Annotated in this window: 14 protein-coding genes, 1 tRNA gene and 1 pseudogene; 11 read left to right on the top strand and 5 right to left on the bottom strand. The window is 62.2% G+C overall.

Translation table 11 applies throughout. The annotated features are described in order from the left end of the window. Nucleotides 1-53: 53 nt before the first annotated feature. Together E4Q23_RS08175 and E4Q23_RS08170 are read left to right on the top strand one after the other, a co-directional pair. Nucleotides 54-1,220 carry an NAD(P)/FAD-dependent oxidoreductase gene (locus tag E4Q23_RS08175; RefSeq protein WP_169066179.1) on the top strand — a complete coding sequence of 389 codons (1,167 nt, stop codon included), beginning with the start codon at nt 54-56 and terminating at the stop codon, nt 1,218-1,220. A 172-nt stretch (nt 1,221-1,392) separates the two neighbouring features. Further along, nucleotides 1,393-1,905 (top strand): putative toxin-antitoxin system toxin component, PIN family, encoded by a 513-nt coding sequence (locus tag E4Q23_RS08170; RefSeq protein ID WP_291996035.1) that lies wholly within the window; start codon nt 1,393-1,395, stop codon nt 1,903-1,905. A 46-nt stretch (nt 1,906-1,951) separates the two neighbouring features. On the opposite strand, the gene yaaA is transcribed toward E4Q23_RS08170, so the two are convergent. Further along, complete coding sequence (gene yaaA / locus E4Q23_RS08165; protein ID WP_169066178.1) at nt 1,952-2,722, bottom strand: peroxide stress protein YaaA; 771 nt, start codon at nt 2,720-2,722, stop codon at nt 1,952-1,954. 259 nt (nt 2,723-2,981) lie between these two features. Continuing rightward, a complete protein-coding gene (locus E4Q23_RS08160) occupies nt 2,982-5,312 on the bottom strand; it encodes an SUMF1/EgtB/PvdO family nonheme iron enzyme (RefSeq protein WP_169066177.1) in 2,331 nt (776 codons plus the stop codon). 266 nt (nt 5,313-5,578) lie between these two features. On the opposite strand from E4Q23_RS08160, the gene E4Q23_RS08155 reads away from it, so the two are divergent. The 4 genes and pseudogenes from E4Q23_RS08155 to E4Q23_RS08140 all read left to right on the top strand — a co-directional run bounded on the left by E4Q23_RS08155 (nt 5,579) and on the right by E4Q23_RS08140 (nt 9,255). Beyond that, a complete protein-coding gene (locus E4Q23_RS08155; protein ID WP_169066176.1) occupies nt 5,579-6,457 on the top strand; it encodes an alpha/beta hydrolase in 879 nt (292 codons plus the stop codon). A 147-nt stretch (nt 6,458-6,604) separates the two neighbouring features. After that, a pseudogene (ppa, locus tag E4Q23_RS08150) lies at nt 6,605-7,154 on the top strand (inorganic diphosphatase). A gap of 64 nt (nt 7,155-7,218) precedes the next feature. After that, a complete protein-coding gene (locus tag E4Q23_RS08145; RefSeq protein ID WP_169066175.1) occupies nt 7,219-8,829 on the top strand; it encodes an NAD+ synthase in 1,611 nt (536 codons plus the stop codon). 96 nt (nt 8,830-8,925) lie between these two features. Next, nucleotides 8,926-9,255, top strand: a complete 330-nt coding sequence (locus tag E4Q23_RS08140) for a P-II family nitrogen regulator (protein ID WP_169066196.1) — start codon at nt 8,926-8,928, stop codon at nt 9,253-9,255. Between the two features lie 6 nt (nt 9,256-9,261). Here the strand turns inward: E4Q23_RS08140 and E4Q23_RS08135 are convergent, their stop codons facing one another. Both E4Q23_RS08135 and trxB read right to left on the bottom strand, forming a co-directional pair. Next, nucleotides 9,262-9,822, bottom strand: coding sequence for a Smr/MutS family protein (locus tag E4Q23_RS08135; RefSeq protein ID WP_169066174.1), 561 nt, complete (start codon nt 9,820-9,822; stop codon nt 9,262-9,264). Between the two features lie 70 nt (nt 9,823-9,892). Next, nucleotides 9,893-10,858, bottom strand: coding sequence for a thioredoxin-disulfide reductase (gene trxB, locus E4Q23_RS08130; RefSeq protein WP_169066173.1), 966 nt, complete (start codon nt 10,856-10,858; stop codon nt 9,893-9,895). Nucleotides 10,859-11,021: 163 nt separating this feature from the next. On the opposite strand from trxB, the gene E4Q23_RS08125 reads away from it, so the two are divergent. From E4Q23_RS08125 to E4Q23_RS08110, 4 genes are all read left to right on the top strand, one after another. Continuing rightward, complete coding sequence (locus E4Q23_RS08125) at nt 11,022-11,732, top strand: Crp/Fnr family transcriptional regulator (RefSeq protein WP_211203684.1); 711 nt, start codon at nt 11,022-11,024, stop codon at nt 11,730-11,732. Between the two features lie 51 nt (nt 11,733-11,783). Next, a complete protein-coding gene (locus E4Q23_RS08120; protein WP_169066172.1) occupies nt 11,784-14,123 on the top strand; it encodes a DNA translocase FtsK in 2,340 nt (779 codons plus the stop codon). Between the two features lie 30 nt (nt 14,124-14,153). After that, a complete protein-coding gene (gene lolA, locus E4Q23_RS08115; RefSeq protein WP_169066171.1) occupies nt 14,154-14,765 on the top strand; it encodes an outer membrane lipoprotein chaperone LolA in 612 nt (203 codons plus the stop codon). A 166-nt stretch (nt 14,766-14,931) separates the two neighbouring features. After that, nucleotides 14,932-15,008 (top strand) — tRNA-Val (locus tag E4Q23_RS08110). A 259-nt stretch (nt 15,009-15,267) separates the two neighbouring features. Here the strand turns inward: E4Q23_RS08110 and E4Q23_RS24805 are convergent. Further along, nucleotides 15,268-18,297, bottom strand: coding sequence for an SdrD B-like domain-containing protein (locus E4Q23_RS24805; protein WP_211203683.1), 3,030 nt, complete (start codon nt 18,295-18,297; stop codon nt 15,268-15,270). Between the two features lie 179 nt (nt 18,298-18,476). On the opposite strand from E4Q23_RS24805, the gene E4Q23_RS08100 reads away from it, so the two are divergent. Further along, on the top strand, nt 18,477-18,693 hold a 217-nt coding region (locus E4Q23_RS08100), incomplete at its 3' end, for a transposase family protein (RefSeq protein ID WP_169066194.1).

Here is an 18,693-nt window from a genome sequence, read left to right as displayed (position 1 = left end):
CAAGCGCGACAGCCAGCGCTTACAATGCCCGCTCGATAGCGGGAGAGCGACCCATGGAAAGCATCGAAGCGGTGGTGATCGGTGCCGGCGTCGTCGGCCTGGCCTGCGCGCGCGAACTCGCCCGACGCGGATTCGAGACGGTGATTCTCGAACGCCACGGGGCTTTCGGCACCGAGACCAGCGCCCGCAACAGCGAGGTGATCCATGCCGGGCTCTACTACCCGACCGGTTCGCTGAAGGCAGGGCTGTGCGTGGCTGGGCGCAAGCTACTCTACGAGTTCTGCGCGACGCACGCGATCAGCCACCAACGTTGCGGCAAGCTGATCGCCGCCACCTCGGCAGCCCAGGAGAGCCCGCTGGCAGCGCTGCAGCAGCAGGGCGAGGCCAACGGCGTTGACGACCTGCGGCGTCTCGGTGCCGCCGAGGCGCGCGCGCTCGAACCTGATCTGGCCTGTACGGCGGCCCTGCTCTCACCTTCCACCGGCATCGTCGACAGCCACGGCCTGATGCTGGCCCTGCTCGGCGACGCCGAGGGCGCCGGTGCTTCGCTGGTGCTGCACAGTCCCCTGCAGCGCGGTTCACTTGACGCGAACGCGGCGGGCATGGTGCTCGAGAGCGGTGGCGCCGACAGCCTGCGCTTCAAGGCCAGACTGGTGATCAACGCCGCCGGCCTGTGGGCGCCGCAGGTGGCCGCTTCGCTGGCCGGCTTCCCAAAAGCGCTGATCCCGGCGAACTTCCACGCCAAGGGCAGTTACTACGCGCTGAGCGGGCGCGCGCCGTTCTCGCGGTTGGTTTATCCGCTGCCCGAGGCCGGCGGCCTGGGAGTGCACCTGACGCTCGATCGCGGCGGCCAGGCACGCTTCGGCCCGGACGTCGAGTGGCTGCCGCAGCCGACGCCAGGCCAGACCATCGGCGAACTCGACTACCGCGTCGACCCCCGCCGCGCCGACGCTTTCTATGCCGAGATTCGCCGCTACTGGCCAGGCTTGGCGGACAAGGCCTTGACGCCGGCCTATGCTGGAATTCGTCCCAAAATCGTCGGACCCGGCGCGCCGGCAGGCGATTTTCTGATCCAGGGAGCGGCGCAACACGGCATCCCCGGGCTGGTCAACCTGTTTGGCATCGAATCGCCGGGCTTGACTGCGTGTCTGGCAATCGCCGCGCACGCGGTTGGCGTGGCCGGGGCGGCCAGCGAGCAGCACGCAGGGCGCTTCGGCTGACGGTAACGACGTGTCGAGACACCCCTGATCATGAAAGTCATGACCGCCCCCCTCTCACTTGCAGTGCGCATTCCGGCTTACACGCCGGAATCGTTCGCCGGGCAGGGAGCATGCTCCCCGAATTCCCCGTCTCACCCCCGGCCCTTCTCCCGCAGGGGGAGAAGGGAGTTTCGTGAGTCGCATACGCGACTTTCACATTAACGGCATGCGCGCGGTCCTCGACACCAACGTAATCATCGACCTCCTGCACTTCGCCGATCCCGAAGCGCTGCTGCTGCGCGCTGCCATTGATGACGGCTCGCTGCAGTGCTTCAGTGATCGGCAGTGCCTGGACGAACTCGAACGCGTCACCACCTACCCGCAGTTTTCTCTCGATGGCGCGGCGCAACAGGCCTTGCTCGCGCGCTACCGTCGCTTCGTGACGCTTTGCGAACCCGAAGGAGTCGAGGATGTCGAGGCCTATCGGCTACCACGCTGCCGTGACGCCGACGATCAGAAATTCCTGATTCTTGCGCTGCGCTGCCGCGCCGATCTGCTGATTACCCGCGACCGCGAGTTGCTCAGGCTGGCCGGCCGCCGTCGTCCAGCGCCATCGTGCGCGATTGTCAGCGCTACGGCGGCAGCAGTACTGATGGTCATGACACGTCGAGAAGATACCTCAGATCATCAAAGTCGTGACCCTTAGTCACGGCGTGCTTGCCTGCTGCAGCGTCGGCGAGCACCCGCTTGGGCTACTGGCCACGCCGAAAAACCCAAACGCTGTCGCTGGAGGCATCGGCGGCGAAGGCGTAGCCGCCAACCGTGAAATCCTTCAAGCCGGCGGGCTTGGTGAGGCGATTGACGATCGCAAAGCGTGCCATCAGCCCGCGTGCGCGTTTGGCGTAGAAGCTGACGACGCGGAACTTGCCGCTTCCCCAATCTTCGAAGACTGGCCGCAGCACGGGCATCGACAGCTTTTCCGGTTTGACCGCCTTGAAGTACTCCTCCGACGCAAGATTGACCAGCACCGACGCACCCGCTTCGCTCAGGGCTGCGTTGAGAGCGTCGCTGATGCGCTCATCCCAGAAGGCATAGAGGTCCTTGCCGGCCGGATTGGACAGTCGCGTGCCCATCTCCAGCCGATAGGGCTGGATCAGGTCGAGTGGACGAAGAACGCCGTAGAGCCCGGAAAGCGTACGCACATGCTGCTGCGCAAACTGCAGGTCGGCCAGCGACAGCGTCTCGGCGTCAAAGCCCGCGTAGACATCGCCGTCGAAGGCCCGGATTGCCTGCCTGGCATTGTCCGGCGTGAACGGCTGCGTCCACTCGGCGTAGCGGCTTGCATTCAGGGCTGCGAGCTTGTCACTGATCTTCATCAGACTGGCGATCGCCGCCGGCGACAGCTCACGCAGGCGAGCGATCAGGACTTCTGACTGCTCCAGAAATTGCGCTTGGGAATGCTCGTCAAGCGTCAATGGCGTCTGGAAATCGAAGGTTTTGGCGGGTGAGAGAACGATGATCATCGGCTGGCTCCAGCGGCGAGAAGTCTCGAGATGAATGTTTGCAACTATTCCGCCATTGTAATCGACGTCGTCAGAGGGCACCCATCCGCGCCGTCGAGATGCGCAATCGCTCACCGCCCGCTTGAGGCCGTCTGAAGCAAACTGGCTCGCCAGTGTGCACGAAGAGGTGGGTGGCGGTCACCAGGAGTGCGCCCTCTCCGACGCCGCGGCCGGAAAGCCGGCCCACAGGTGCCTATTCCTTGTCTGCGAACGACTCGATCTATTCGAGTGGCGGCGCCAGAACTACCCGGAAACCGATGTCGCCATCACGGTCGTCGGGCGAGAACTCTTCACGCTTTCCCGTCCGCAGGTCACCCGGAAAATCCAGCCATGATCCGCCACGCAGGGTGCGCGAGATGTCGCCGCCGATCTGCGTGTTGGCAGGATGGTCATACTCGTTCAGACACCACTCCCAGACGTTACCGGCGAGGTCGGCAAGCAGCTCTCCGTCGGGCGCGCCCAGCGGATACATGCCGACCGCCATGGTCCTGCTGGTACCGCTCTCGTGGCTGTTGGCACGGGCCGGGTTCCAGTCGCTGCCCCAGGGGTATTTTCGCTTCATGACGCCGCCCTGCGCGACCCACTGCCACTCCCATTCGGTGGGCAGGCGAAGGGTCTCCGGACCGGTCAGTTGCCAGTGTTCGCTTAGCCAGCGGCAGAAGGCGACGGCGTCGCTCCAGGCGATGTTGATTGCCGGGTGGTTCTGGAAACCCCAACGCGTGTCGCCCGGTTGTTTGCGCTGGACCAGCTTTCGCCACCAGCGGCGGTCGTGATAGCCGTCCTCAGCGCTCAGGAAAGCGCCGTACTGCTGCCAGGTGATCGGGTACCTGGAAATGCGCAGCGGCTTCACCACGAAGACCTCGGTGGCCCGGCCTTCGAGCGTCACCTCCCCTCCGCCGGCAATGTCGATCCATACGATATCCGGCAAGCCTGCGCTGGTCAGCCCGACGCCACGGCGTGGATCGCCCATCTGATTGAGACGCAGGCCGATCTCTTCGCGGCGATGATGCGGCGTCTTGTCACTGGCCAACTCATCGAGCAAGAGCAGCGGTTCGGGTCGCAGAAAGCGGTGCAGAGTCTTGTCCAGGCTGGCAGCGAGCGTGCGCCATGCCGCGATGCCGGGATCGCAAAAGTCGGGATCGGCCAGCGGCAGGCGGTGACTGAGGTCAAGCAGCGCCAGCAGCACCGGCTTTTGCCGCTGCCAACCCCAGAGGAGAGAATCGCTTCCAGGCCGGTCACCAGGCGTCAAAGCGGCCGCTTGCGCAACAAGCGGCCACCACTCCCTGGCGGCCATTTTCGCCTGCCGGCGCAGCGCCAGGCTGTCGCGATAGCGACCGCACCACTGTCGCAAGCGCGGCCAGTGGATGAGCAGTGTCTCGTGGGCTAACTCGACGTGCTGATCGTCCGGGTCGGAGAGAAAGCCCTGCCCACGCAAGGCATCGACCAGCCGGCTGATCTGCCTGTCGGCGCGCAGGGGTGCAATCTCGGCCGTACGCCGCGTCGGCACCTCGTCGACCACCGTTGCCAACTCGGCAAACAGGCGGGCGCAAGCGAGTTCGAGTGCTGGCTCACTGTCGATCAAACGTTCGATACCGGCGGCCGCGCTATCGACAATGCTCGCCAGCCCACCCATGCGTTCATAGGCCTGCAGGGTCAGTCCCTGCTCGGCGTCACGCTGCTCGAAAAGTCGTTCAAGGGTCAAGGCGATCAGCGGTAGCGCGCCCCGGGTTGCTCCCGCCGCGACAAGCAGCGTGGCAAGCAGTTCGGCCTGCACCGGCACCCCGCAGGCCTGCGCCGGGCCGTTGATGATTGCCTGCAACTGCTCTTCGCCAGTGACCGCTTCGAGGCTTACCAAGGATGCCCGAAACAGATCTTCGCCCAGCCATTCCATCAGGCGAACGGTGAATTCGCTGCGTAGCGTCAACGCCAGAAACAAGCCCTCCATGTCGAGCAATGAGCCAAAGAGCTTACGAAAGCGGCGCGCGCAGGTAGTCGGCGTGTGCGTAAATAACTCTTCGAACTGGTCGAAAAGCAGGAGCATGGGATGCTTCCGCTGGCGCAGCAGATCGATGCTGGCTGCGGTGAGGCGGTCTTCCGACGCTCTCGACTCACCGGTTTCCGCCAGCGCGCGCCGCAGGCGATCGATGGCCTGCTGATCGGCCGCCGTGTCGGCTACCGGGAATTCGCGACAAAGCGCTTCGGCAAGCTGGCGAAAAGGACTGCCCTGCGGCTCGCAACGCAGATAGCCGAGCTGGCCGTGAAGCGCGGCCAGGCGCGGCACGACACCAGCGGCAACGAGTGAAGATTTGCCGGTGCCCGAACGACCGACGACGCTGATCAAGCGCGATTCGGCGAGGCGCCCGACAATCCGTTCGCTATCTTCGTCGCGCCCGAAGAAAAGTCGATGCGCTTCGGGTGTGAAGGCGGCGAGGCCAGGATAGGGATTTACGGCGGAAGCGAGCGCACGATTGTCAGCCTGACCCTTACCGAACACCGCCGTCGGTTTGGAGGCCTTGCTCGCCGGGGGAGGTGCGGCAGCGCTATGAGTCATTTCAGATCAAGCCTCAGGCAACATCCTGCGAATATCATAAGCCTAAGGGTCATGAGCTGTCGAGACACCACTGATGATGCAGGCCATGACCGTTTCCCTGCACCGGCAGTGCGCATTCCGGCGGGCACGCCGGAAGCGCTCGGCGGGCGGTCCGACTGGCGGGGCACGCCTGCGCCACGCCATTGCCAGCGTGGCAACGCAGCAATACCCTGGCCGTGGCAACGCGATCTGGCCTTATAGTGTCGGCTTGCTTCCGGAGACCACCCATGACCCCGCTTCGTAGCCCCAGGCAGCCCATTCTGCAGACCATTCATCGCCCACCGCCTACCCCTTCGCCGGCAAACCGTCCACCGCTGCTCTTCCTGCACGGTGGCTATGTCGATGCGCGCTCCTGGGACGCCCACTTCCTGCCATTTTTCGCCAGCCACGGCTACGATTGCCACGCCCTCAATTTCTCCGGCCACGGCGGCAGCGACGGGCGCGAGTATCTGGATGCCCTGAGCCTCGACGACTATCTCGCCGACGCCGAGCAGATCGTCGCCCGCTTCGACCAACAACCGATCGTCATCGGGCATTCGATGGGTTCCTTTATCGCCGAACGCCTCCTTGAACAATCGCTCGTGGCGGCCGCTGTCCTGCTGGCGCCTGTGCCGACTAACGGCACCCTGGAGTCGGCGACGAAACTGTTGCTGAAATACCCGAAGTTCCTTGGCGAAGTCGTCAATGTAACCAGGGGGAGGGTCAGTGCGACCGCCCTGCACATGATCAAGGAAGTCTATTTTTCGCCGACGACACGGCCGGAAACGCTGCTGCGCTTTGCACAACTGGTGCAGCCGGAATCGGCACGGGCGATTTGCGACCTGGCCCTCCTCGGCTGCTGGCGATGGTCCCCGAAGCCGCCACCTGCGCAGCCGGTACTGGTCGTCTCTGGCGAACTCGACACGGTTTTTCCGCCGCAGCTGGTCCGCCCGCTCGCCCGGCGCTGGAACGCCGAACTACAGATCGTGGCTGCTACCGGACACGCCTTGATTCTCGACGAGCACTGGAGCGATTGTGCCGCGGCCGTGCTCGGCTGGCTGGAACAGCTCGAACAACGCCAGGCCGCCAATTCTGACCAGGCCAAGGAGCTGGCCGGTGTCGTCTGACGGCGAGCGCGCTCCCGCCTGGGCGGCGCTGCGGCCATTGTCCCGCCACCGTCTGACACTAAGCGGTACGCCAATGTCTTCGGGGAACACCCGCCGCAACTTTGGCGCGTATAATGACCCCTCCCACAACCAGCAGAGAGAACTTACATGGGCCTAGATCGCGTGCCCTCGGGCAAAGCACTCCCGAATGATTTCAACGTCGTCATCGAAATCCCGATGCATGCCGATCCCGTGAAGTATGAGGTGGACAAGGAAAGCGGACAGGTCTTCGTCGATCGTTTCATGTCTACGGCCATGCATTACCCTTGCAACTACGGTTACATCCCGCACACCATCGCGGGCGACGACGACCCGGTCGACGTCCTGGTGGTGACCCAGTTTGCGCTGCCCCCCGGGCGTCGTCGTCCGCTGCCGGCCGATCGGCCTGCTGGCCATGGAAGACGAGGCCGGTCAGGACGGCAAGCTGCTGGCGGTTCCGGTGGACAGCCTGACGCAGATGTATCGCGACATCGAGTCGCCGCGCGATTTCCCGCAGGTCATTCTGGACCAGATCGCGCACTTCTTTGCTCACTACAAGGATCTGGAGCGCGGCAAATTTGTCAAAGTCGCCGGCTGGTTAGGCGTCGACGAGGCCAAGAAGGAAATCATGGAGGGCGTGCAGCGCTTCAACGATGCCAAAGACAAACCGAACTTCTGAGCAGGTCCTTACCTTACTTTGATCAAGGGGCGCGCAAGCGCCCCTTTCGCTGATGCCTGTGCCCATGTCTCTCAGAATTGCCATTGCCCAGATCAACGCCACGGTCGGCGACTTTGCCGGCAACTCGGCGCGTATCCTCGATTTTGCCGAACGCGCCAGAGAACAAGGAGCAGACTTACTGCTGACGCCGGAATTGGCGCTCTCCGGCTACCCGCCTGAAGATCTCCTGCTACGCGAGGATTTCTGTGCCGCCTGCGCAATCGAACTCGACGCCCTGGCCGCCAAGCTCACGGGAATCGCCGTTCTCGTCGGCCATCCGGAACGGCGCGGCGAGCGTTGCTATAACGCGGCGACGCTGATCAGCGACGGCGCGCGCGTCGCCACCTACCACAAGCAGCGGCTGCCGAGCTACGAGGTATTCGACGAAGAACGCTATTTCGATTCCGGCGCAGGCGCGTGCGTGCTGACGCTCAAGGGCGTGCGCTGCGGCGTGAATATCTGCGCCGACGTATGGGAGGCCGGCGCCGCCGATCTGGCCCGCCAGGCGGGCGCCGAAATCCTGCTGGTCCTCAACGCCTCTCCCTATCACATCGGCAAACGCGAGCGACGTACCGAGGTCCTCCGCCAGCGTATCGCCAGTACCCGCCTGCCGGTGATCTACGCCAACCTCGCCGGCGGCCAGGACGAACTGGTCTTCGACGGCGGTTCCTTCGTTCTCGACTCGCAGGGAAGGCTCTGCTGCCAACTACCGCAGTTCGAGGAAGCTCTGGCCATCGTCGACATCGTCGACGGCGAGCCACAGCCGGGGACCATCGTTGCCGCGCCGTGCATCGAAGCCGAGGTGTATCAGGCGCTGGTCCTCGGCGTGCGTGATTACCTCGGCAAGAACGGCTTCCCGGGCGCCATCATCGGCCTTTCGGGAGGCATTGATTCCGCCCTGACGCTGGCCATCGCCGTCGACGCACTCGGTGCCGACCGCGTGCGCGCGGTGATGATGGCCTCCCCGTACACGGCGGCGATCAGCCTTTCGGAATCCCGCGAAATGGTCCGCCTGCTCGGCGTACGCTACGACGAAATTGGCATCGCGCCGGCGATGGAGACCATGGCCAGCCTGCTGCAGGATCAGTTTGCCGGCCTGCCCGCGGATACCACCGAAGAAAATCTCCAGGCCAGAATCCGCGGCATGATTCTGATGGCCCTCTCCAACAAGACCGGTTCGCTGGTCCTGACCACTGGCAACAAGTCGGAGATGGCAGTCGGCTACTGCACTCTGTACGGGGACATGGCCGGCGGCTTTGCCGTCATCAAGGACATCGCCAAGACCTGGGTCTACCGCTTGTCGCGCTGGCGCAACACGCGCTCCGCGGTGATCCCCGAGCTGATCATCAGCCGTCCGCCGTCGGCCGAGTTGAAGCCCGGCCAGACCGATCAGGACAGCTTGCCCGCGTACGAAGTGCTCGATGCGATCGTTGCCGCGTACATGGAAAAAGACATCAGTCCGCGCGAAATCATCGCCAGCGGCTACGCCGAAGCGGACGTGCGGCGCGTCGTGCATCTGTTGAAGATCAGCGAGTACAAGCGACGCCAGGCACCGATCGGGATTCGCGTCACGCAACGTGGTTTCGGCAAGGACTGGCGCTATCCGATCACCAATCGCTACCGCGACCCCTACTGATCGTCGGTAGCGATGATCGCAGTGATCACTTATCGATGCCCTATTTCTGATAGCATTTCTTTACGACTTTCCCGGGAGCAAAGGCCATGAAAAAAAATTGAAGCCATCATCAAACCATTCAAACTCGATGAAGTACGCGAAGCCCTGTCGGAAATTAGCGTCACCGGCCTGACCGTGACCGAGGTCAAAGGCTTCGGTCGCCAGAAAGGACACACCGAACTCTACCGCGGCGCCGAATACGTGGTCGATTTTCTGCCCAAGGTGAAAATCGAAATCGTTGTTTCGGATGCCGTCGTCGAAGGCGCCATCGACGCCATCGTCAAGGCGGCGCGCACCGGCAAGATCGGTGACGGCAAGATTTTCGTGACCACGGTCGAACAGGTGGTGCGCATTCGCACCGGCGAACTCGACGAATCGGCGATCTGAGGAACATCAGCGCGGCTTGCTGGCCGCTTTCAACAGCACCCACAGGGCGCCATCGCCGCCGTCGCAGGGCGGCGCGTGACAGAAGGCCAGCACATCCTTGCTGCGACCCAACCAGACCTTGACCAGCTGGCGCAGGATCGCTTCGCGACCCGGTGAACCGTGGCCACGGCCGTGTACGATGCGCAGGCAGCGCCTGCCGGAAGCGAGTGATTCGGCGAGGAAAAGGCTCACCTGCTGGTGCGCTTCATGGCGGTTCATGCCGTGCAAATCGACATGCTCCTGGATGCTCCAGCGGCCTCTGCGCAGGTCACGCAACAATGTCCGCGGCAGGCCGCTACGCAGGAAGGAGTCGGCATCGCCGAGATCGAGCCAGTCGTCGATGGCCAATGGCGCTTGCAGCAGCTCGGCGAGCACCGCCGCTTCGTCGCGCTCCAGCTGACGCGGGCGTGGGCTGGGTTTCGGTGCTTCAAAGCTTACCCGATCAGGCTTGGACAGCGGTGTCGCGCCGTCAACCGCGGCCAGAAAAGCGGCCAAATCCTCGCTGCTCGGTAGCTGTTGCTGAGTCATTGCAAAAAATCCTGTTGGTGCCGGCCCTACCCCCTCGCGAAGGGAGTGTCGTACGCGACGCTGCGAGGCCTCAGCCGGCCAGGCCGAGGCTGTCAAGATAGCGCTCGGCATCGAGCGCTGCCATGCAACCGCTGCCCGAGGAGGTGCACGCCTGCCGATAGATATGATCCTGCACGTCGCCCGCAGCAAAGACGCCGGGGATCGACGTCGCCGTGGCATTTCCCTTCAGTCCCGACTGGGTAATCAGGTAACCGCCTTCCATTTCCAGTTGGCCGGTGAACAGCTCGGTGTTCGGTCGGTGACCGATGGCAATGAACACACCCATCAGCGGAATGTCCTCTGCGCTGTCGGTCAGCTTGTCCCTGATGCGCATGCCGGTGACACCGGAGTGATCGCCGAGCACTTCCTCAAGCGTGCAGTTCCAGCGAATGCTGACCTTGCCGGCTTTTTCCTTGGCGAACAGCTTGTCCTGCAGAATTTTCTCGCTGCGCAGCTTGTCGCGACGGTGCACCAGGGTGACGTGACTGGCAATGTTGGCCAGGTACAGCGCCTCTTCGACAGCGGTATTGCCACCACCGATGACCGCCACCGCTTGCTCGCGGTAGAAGAAGCCGTCACAGGTCGCGCAAGCGGAAACGCCGCGACCGGCGTATTCTTCTTCGGACGGCAGGCCGAGATACTGCGCCGAAGCGCCAGTGGCGATGATCAGTGCGTCGCAGGTATAGGTAGCCGAGTCACCGATCAGCGTCAGCGGCTTTTCGGTCAGCCTGGCAGTATGAATATGATCGAAAATGATCTCGGTGTCGAAGCGACGCGCGTGCTCCTCAAAGCGCAGCATCAGCTCGGGGCCCTGCACGCCGTGCGCGTCGGCCGGCCAGTTGTCGACGTCGGTCGTCGTCGTCAACTGCCCTCCCTGCGCCAAGCCGGTAATCAGCACCGGTTTGAGGTTGGCGCGGGCAGCGTAGACGGCTGCCGTATAGCCGGCAGGGCCGGAGCCGAGGATCAGCAGGCGGCAATGGCGGGTTGCTTCGGTCATCTTTATGGGCTCGGGTAGTGGGTGACGCAAAAATTATAACCGGCAACGCCGCGTGTTCTGCCGCCAAGTTTGTCGCGCGTTTGCTTGGGAATCCTGCAAAGTGCCTTATAATCGCCGCGCAAGCCATTGATAGAAATCACTTCACTTGACGAGAGAATGCCTCATGAACACTCAGGTCGAGCAGCCCAGGCGAGGACCAAGCCTGACTTTGCTGCACAGCATTCCGATTTTTGCCGGTGTACCGGATGCGCAACTCGAACAGATCGCCAAGGTCGCCTTCCAACGCCGCGTTCCTCGCTTGACGACGATCGTTCGCGCGGGCGACAGCACCGACTCGCTCTACGTGCTGATCAGCGGTGGCGCCAAGGTACTTAACAGCGACGAAGAAGGACGCGAAGTGATTCTGACCTTGCTTGGGCCAGGTGAATTCTTTGGCGAAATGGGGCTGATCGATGGCAGCCCGCGTTCGGCCGACGTGATGTCCACCGAGACCTGCGAATTGCTGGTGATCACCAAGAACGACTTCAAGCGTTGCCTGGCCGAGAACTTCGATCTCTGCCTGAATATCATGAAGAGCCTCGTCCGGCGCCTGCGCGAGGCCGACCGCAATATCGAGAGCCTGGCGCTGATGGACGTTTACGGCCGCGTCGCCAAGCTGCTTCTCGACTTCTCGGAAGAAGAGCGTGGCGAGCGCATCATCCGCCGTCGCCTGACCAAGCAGGACATCGCCAAGATGATTGGCGCCTCGCGTGAAATGGTCAGCCGGGTGATGAAGGATCTCGAAAATCAGGGATACTTCCGCGTTGAAGATGGCCGCATCGTGATCCTTGAAAAGCGCGTACCGGCCCCGGGCGCGGCCGCTGCCCGTCCGTAAGACGCAGACAAAGCAGCACACTTACCACTCACCAGGCATTCAATCGCCCCAATGGCTCTACTGAACAAACTTGCCGGCCGAATCTCCTATACCGCGCGAACGCCGAGTCCCTTGCCCGAGAAAATCGCGCTCCTCCTGGAAGAATCGCGTTGGTTGATCCTGATCGTTATCGCCAGCTTTCTGGCGCTTTCCTTCTGGGGTTACAACCCCGACGACCCGGGCTGGTCGCACGCCGCCTACACGACGACGCTGCACAACCCGGCCGGCCGCAGTGGCGCCTGGCTAGCCGACCTGATGCTCTACATTTTCGGCCTTTCCGCCTGGTGGTGGATTGTTCTGCTGCTGGTCTTCGTGTGGTGGGGTTACCGACGTCTGAACCGGCAGCGACCCGTCGATCGGCGGCCGCTGTACATCGCCCTGGCCGGTTTTCTGGTACTGGTCATCGCCAGCAGCGGCCTGGAAACCCTGCGCTTCTACACGGTCAAGGCACCGCTCCCCGTCGGTCCGGGTGGCATGATCGGCATCGAACTGGCGGCGTTCACAGTCCGCAATCTTGGTTACACGGGCGCGACGCTGGCGCTGTCCGCCTTGCTGGCGCTGGGCTGGAGCATCTTCACCGGGGTCTCCTGGCTGGCCGCCGCCGAGGGCATCGGTGCGCTGTTCGAACGTGCTGTGCTGGCCGTCCACCGCGTCTTCGAGCGCTGGCAGGACCGCCGCATCGGCCGTGAAGTCGCTCGCGAACGCGAAGCCGTCGTCGAGGTCGAGAAGAAGCGCGTCGAAACGCATGAACCGATCCTCATCGAAAGGCGCGAACCGGTCATTGCTGGCGCGCCCTTGCCGCCGAAGGTCGAGAAGCGGATCGACCGCGAACGGCAAGCACCGCTGTTCCCCGAGGCGGTCAGCGGCGGCCTGCTGCCGCCCCTGCACCTGCTCGAACCGGCGCCGCTGCAAAGTGAGCGCGTCAGTCCCGAAACGCTCGAGTACAACTCGCGCCTGATCGAGCGCAAGCTGGCCGATTTCGGCGTTCAAGTGACCGTCACTGCCGCCTACCCCGGGCCGGTGGTGACGCGCTACGAATTCGAGCCGGCAGTCGGCGTCAAGGGCGCGCAGATTCTCAATCTGGCAAAAGACCTGGCGCGCTCCTTGTCGCTGGTCTCGGTGCGGGTCGTCGAAACACTGCCCGGCAAGTCGTCGATGGCGCTTGAACTGCCGAACCCGAAACGACAGATGGTACGCCTGCTGGAAATCATCGCCAGCAAGGAATACCACGACATGCACTCGCCGCTGACGATGACGCTCGGCAAGGATATCGCTGGCCAGCCGGTGGTCGTCGATCTCGCCAAGATGCCGCACCTGCTGGTCGCCGGTACCACCGGCTCCGGCAAGTCGGTGGGTATCAACGCGATGATCCTGTCACTGCTCTACAAGGCCGAGCCGGATCAGGTGCGGCTGATCCTGGTCGACCCCAAGATGCTCGAACTGTCGATCTACGAAGGCATCCCGCACCTGCTGGCGCCGGTCGTGGTGGACATGAAGCAGGCCGCCAACGCCCTCAACTGGTGTGTCGCGGAAATGGATAAGCGCTATAAGCTGATGTCGGCGATCGGGGTGCGCAACCTGGCGGGACTCAACCAGCGCGTCAAGGACGCCGAGAAAAATGGCGAAAAGCTCAGCAACCCGGTCTCGCTGACCCCGGATACCCCTGAGCCGCTGTCGATCTTGCCGCACATCGTTGTCGTCATTGACGAACTCGCCGATCTGATGATGGTTGCCGGCAAGACCGTCGAACAACTGATTGCCCGCCTGGCCCAGAAAGCGCGTGCCTCGGGAATCCACCTCATCCTGGCAACGCAACGGCCGTCGGTCGACGTGATCACCGGCCTGATCAAGGCCAACATCCCGACCCGCATCTCCTTCCAGGTGTCGTCGAAAATCGACTCGCGCACGATTCTCGACCAGATGGGTGCCGAGGCCCTGCTCGGCCAGGGCGACATGCTCTATCTGGCCCCGGGAAGCGGCTATCCGACGCGCGTCCATGGCGCGTTCGTCGCCGACGAGGAAGTGCATCGCGTCGTCGACCATCTCAAGAAGGCCGGCGCACCGGAATACCTGGAAGACGTGCTGACTGGCGCCGGTGGCGACACTAACGGTGATGGCGGTGGCGAAGGCGGCGGCCTCGATACCGATGGCGAAGCCGATCCGGTCTATGACCAAGCGGTCGAAGTGGTGCTCAAGAACCGCCGAGCGTCCATTTCGCTCGTCCAGCGTCACCTGCGCATCGGTTACAACCGCTCGGCGCGACTGATCGAAGCCATGGAAAAAGCCGGCCTGGTTTCCGCCATGGACGCCCGCGGCGGCCGCGAAGTCCTGGCCCGCAAGGAAGGCGAATGATGGCACGAATCCCGCTGCTGCCCCCCCCGCGTGCTGCGCAGCCTGTGCGCAGGCGCCTGCCTGCTCGTGGCGCCGCTGGCGAACGCTGGCGCGATCGATAAACTGCACCAGTTTCTCGATTCGACGCGCACCGTGCGCGCCGATTTCGCGCAAACCGTCGTCGCCAGGAACGGGCGGCAGGGGCAGGTATCGAGCGGCGTGATGATCATTTCACGCCCCGGAAAATTCCGTTGGCAGATCGACAAGCCGTACGCGCAGTTGCTCGTCGGCGACGGTGAGAAGATCTGGATCCACGACCCCGATCTGCGCCAGGTGACGGTCAGAAAAGCGGGCCCTACCCTGGGCGGGACGCCGGCGGCACTACTCGCTGGCGACAGCCGCATCGAAAAAGACTTCAGCTTGCACGAAGCCGGCCAGCGCGATGGTCTGGAGTGGGTCGAGGCCATTCCCAAAGCGCCCGACAGCGGCTTTGAGAAGGTCAGTCTCGGCTTTGCCGGCGATGAACTGCGCGCCATGATCCTGCTCGACAGCCTCGGCCAGACCAGCTCGCTGGTCTTCGCAGGTATTGAACGCAACCCGCAACTCGCCCCGTCGCTGTTCCGCTTCACGCCGCCGGCCAATACCGACGTAATCGGGGAGTGAGACGCCGGTCGCCCGCTGAATCGGGCGGCTAGGTTTGCTGCCGTTTGCTGCCCTTGCCACTTTTCGGCAATCCATGATCATCAATGAGCATCAGCGCGCTTGACTTGATTTTCCAGCACCGTATAATGCGGCCTTCCTTGAAGTTCAGCAGTACCGACTTTGACGAAGGCGCGTAGCTCAGTTGGTTAGAGCACCACCTTGACATGGTGGGGGTCGTTGGTTCGATTCCAATCGCGCCTACCAGAATTCTCCAGGAATCAGGTAGATGCAGCACAAAAAAAGCCGCCCTCGGGCGGCTTTTTTTGTTGCGTTCGCCCTGCCCCTGGCGCACGCAACAAAAAAAACGGGGGGCGCTCTGGGCGCCCCCTCAAGTCAGACCTGCTTTGGCCAGATCACCTTCTCCGCGACGGTTGGAAACTCGGCACGGGCGGCGCCACGAAAACCGTCATCCGAGCCCGGCTAGCCTTGCAGGCCATCGCTATCGGACGACGATTGCCACCGCCTAGGCGAACATCCAGCCCGGATCGCTGACCGGCACTTCCGCCGCTGCTGCGCCATCATTTGCCGCAGCGTCGAAGTAGATGTCGCTGTCCCCGCCAACGGACCAGCCCTCGTGCCATAGATCGGCCAGACCCGGCAGAACGACCCCGGCAGCCGCCGCATCATCCGCGGCCACGTTGAAATACACGTCAGTCATATCTACCGTGCGACCGTCGGCCATCGTGGCACTGCTGCGCTCGAAGTGCAGGTTACCCTCTCGGTCGAGGAAAGGCAGCTCGCTAAAGTCGACATTCAGCGCCGCCACCCCGGTTTCGGCCAGCGTCATCAGCTCGCCGACATCGGACTGATGGTTGCCGTTAACATCGCGCCAGATCAGCAGATTCACAAAGTCGCTATCGGCGGCATCGACCAGGCCATCGCCGTTGCTGTCGTAGCTCGCCAGTTGCGCGAAGCCCGCGCCCTTGGCCGTGCCGCCAAACAGTTCGCTGATGTCGTCGATCTGCCCGTTGCCGTTCTTGTCGACCGCCAGGAAACCTTCACCTCCCGAGATCCAGCCCGACTGCACCGCGTTGCCGTTACCAAACAGATCAAAGGTACCTGTCGAGTTGGCGCGGCTGACGGTCTGTATGCCGTTGCCGTCGAGGTCGATCACGATCGGCGTAATGCCGGCGTCGCGGGTCATGTCGTTCTGGCCCGACACCAGGCTAAAGGCCATTGTCTTGCTGACGTTGGTCTTCGCCGTCGCGTCGCCGGCCACGTCCGAATCGACGGCATCGTTGCTTCCGGTATCCTGGACCGCCCACTTCCAGTTGCTCATGTTGTTCCACTGCTTGTACTGGTAGTACTGAACATTCCCCTTGTCGAATTCCAGCACGTAGGTGCCCGGGTTAATGTTGCTGAAGAGGTAGTTGCCGCTGCTGTTGGTGGTGGTAGAAGCGACGGTGGCACCGGTGACGGCATCCAGCAGCTTGACCTTGATACCGCCAATACCGGGCTCGCTGCTATCCTGGATATTGTTGTGGTTCATGTCGTCCCACACCTTGTCGCCCACCGACGCTTTCTTGAACAGTCCGGCGTCCCAGCTGAGGTCGTTCTCGCCAGCAGTCAGCTGGGTAGAGACTGTCTGGCCGCTACCGGTGTCGACGTCCGAATCCTTGGCGTCGTTGTTACCAGCATCCTTCGTGGTGAAAGTGTAGCCGACGGGCTTGACCACCTTTATGGCGTAGTCGTCAGGGGTCAGATTGCTGAAAAGGTAGTAGCCATTGCTGTCAGTAGTCGTGCTGCCGATTTCGCCACCGGTTTTGTTCAGCAGTTTCACCGTTACGCCAGCGACACCCGCTTCGTCGCTGCCCTGAAGCCCATCGCCGTTGCTGTCCAGCCAGACCCGGTCGCCGATAGAGGCCTTTGGCTGCTCGGGTTCGCAGTTAACCGCAGTACAGACCTTCAGCTTCTCGATCTTGAACTCGTCGTCGGGCGTCTTATCTTCGACGCTGGCGGCGATGATCAGCACGTTGCCACTCACGTCGCCAGAGTTGAAATCGGCCCAGCGCGAACTGCCGTTAGACGCGTTGTTGCTCTCGTACGACGTCATGCTGGCCAGCAAGGCATCATTCACGTTGTTGATCGGGATCGCTGATGAGCCGATCCACACCGAGATGTCGCTGTCGTCCACGACATAGCCCAGGTAAGCGCGGTCCACTATGACGGACTGGGAGAACTGGTAAACCACATAGTTGTCGCGTCCGCCGACGTTGTCGACAGTGTGGCGGTTTCCGCTGCCGCTCCCCTCGCTGGTATCCGTAACGCCGTTTCCGCCACCATAGGCACCCAGATAAGCCTCGGCCCAGTTGCCGTTACTGTCCTGACGACTCCATGCGGTTGCCGTCACCGAGACGCCAGAGCCCGCGTCAGTATAGACGCGTGAGTTACCATCCAGGCCGTCGGTAGAAGAGTTGCCGGAGAAATCGTAGGTGATGCAGACCGGCGCGTAGTTCGGCGACCGGTAGCCGAAGTCTTGAGCGAGGTTAACCTCGCCCGGCGTCAGCGTTTCGGTAGACATACTGTCGTTGCCGCCGTCAGGATCAACGACGTTCGTCCAGCCCGCTCCATTTTGCGGCAAGGTGCTGGTGTCCACCATCACTTGGTAAGTAATACCGGAACCAGGCCCACCCGTAGAGTCATAAGTGGGACCAGCCAACAGGGGCCCAAAGAAGTAGTAACCCGTCTCTACGACATTGGCAGTGTTCGGATTGTCACCCGTCACCGTGGTGGCCACCACCTCGAAATCGCCGTCGCCATCGGTATCAGCCAACAACTTGACAGTTACGCCATTGATGCCTTCCCCAATATCGTATGCGTTATTAAGGTTGCAATCGGCAAATACCGTGTCGCCGATTCCTGCCGTCTTGACCTCAATGATGGTCGGCTGGTGACTGGGATTATTGCCGCCCGGCGAGAGGATGATACCAATGTCCTGGCCAGCCACAGGGACAAAGGCGACGCCTTCCGCGATAGCGAGATTCGCGATATTCTGGGCCATCACTCCCGAATGATCGTAATCTATCAAAGAACCCAGGCCCGCGCTAATTTCTGCTGGTGGAGCGCCAAGCACCTTCCATATCGCCCACTGTACATCGCCTGAGGTGAATGTTTCATTCCCAGCGACACCATCAATGTTGTAGCTGTAGGAATTAGTGAACGCACTAGATGGAGACGGCTCCAGCACAACGTTTCCTGGTTCAACGATATTATTGAATATCCAGTTGACAGCCTGGAGGCTATCGTAGTAACCGTCCAAGTCAAGGTCTACTTGCCCTGACGGAAGGACGCCGTCTATCGAGCCGTACGCTGAATAGCTTGAATACACAGTGACCGGGTAAATCGTACCACGGGAGATACTTCCAACCGGATCGAGGCACCAAGCATCATACATCCCATTGATCAAGCCACCACTTGCGACGTTCACGTTGAAGTAACTGGGCACACCCCATACAGGATAGAGGTGATAGTTATAGAAGCGATCGCTCTCCACCAAGGGGGTTTCTTCAGGGCCTCGACACTCGGATAGCATAGTTCCCTTCGTCATACTCGGCAATTGAAAAATCGTTAACTTTCATGGGCTTATGACAAGAGCTTGTAAACCCCTCTGAAATCAGGTCTACTCTCGTCTTTTGGGCAACCGAAATGAGTGTGACGAATGGAGCCAGCCTGATGTGCTGCTTGAGGGAAGTAGACGACCCGCGCAAACCCAGCAATGGGACGCTGCACGACTTCGTTGAGATTCTGGTGATTGCCATGGCCGCGGTACTCTCCGATTGTGACACCGTCGAAGACATCGCCTATTGGGCGTACAAGAAGGAGGATTGGCTGCGTCAGTTCCTGCCGCTCAAGAACGGCGTCGCGTCCGAGAAGACGTTTCTGAGGATCT

It is taken from the genome of Candidatus Accumulibacter phosphatis (genome assembly GCF_012939955.1).
Lineage (GTDB): Bacteria > Pseudomonadota > Gammaproteobacteria > Burkholderiales > Rhodocyclaceae > Accumulibacter > Accumulibacter delftensis.
This window is presented reverse-complemented; position numbering and strand designations above follow the sequence as displayed.

Bases quoted from the DNA above. Each gene is read 5' to 3' on its own strand.
- E4Q23_RS08135 (WP_169066174.1), bottom strand. From the start codon at position 9,822: ATGACTCAGCAACAGCTACCGAGCAGCGAGGATTTGGCCGCTTTTCTG.
- E4Q23_RS08175 (WP_169066179.1), top strand. From the start codon at position 54: ATGGAAAGCATCGAAGCGGTGGTGATCGGTGCCGGCGTCGTCGGCCTG.
- yaaA (WP_169066178.1), bottom strand. From the start codon at position 2,722: ATGATCATCGTTCTCTCACCCGCCAAAACCTTCGATTTCCAGACGCCA.
- trxB (WP_169066173.1), bottom strand. From the start codon at position 10,858: ATGACCGAAGCAACCCGCCATTGCCGCCTGCTGATCCTCGGCTCCGGC.
- E4Q23_RS08160 (WP_169066177.1), bottom strand. From the start codon at position 5,312: ATGACTCATAGCGCTGCCGCACCTCCCCCGGCGAGCAAGGCCTCCAAA.
- E4Q23_RS08125 (WP_211203684.1), top strand. From the start codon at position 11,022: ATGAACACTCAGGTCGAGCAGCCCAGGCGAGGACCAAGCCTGACTTTG.
- E4Q23_RS08120 (WP_169066172.1), top strand. From the start codon at position 11,784: ATGGCTCTACTGAACAAACTTGCCGGCCGAATCTCCTATACCGCGCGA.
- E4Q23_RS08145 (WP_169066175.1), top strand. From the start codon at position 7,219: ATGTCTCTCAGAATTGCCATTGCCCAGATCAACGCCACGGTCGGCGAC.
- E4Q23_RS08155 (WP_169066176.1), top strand. From the start codon at position 5,579: ATGACCCCGCTTCGTAGCCCCAGGCAGCCCATTCTGCAGACCATTCAT.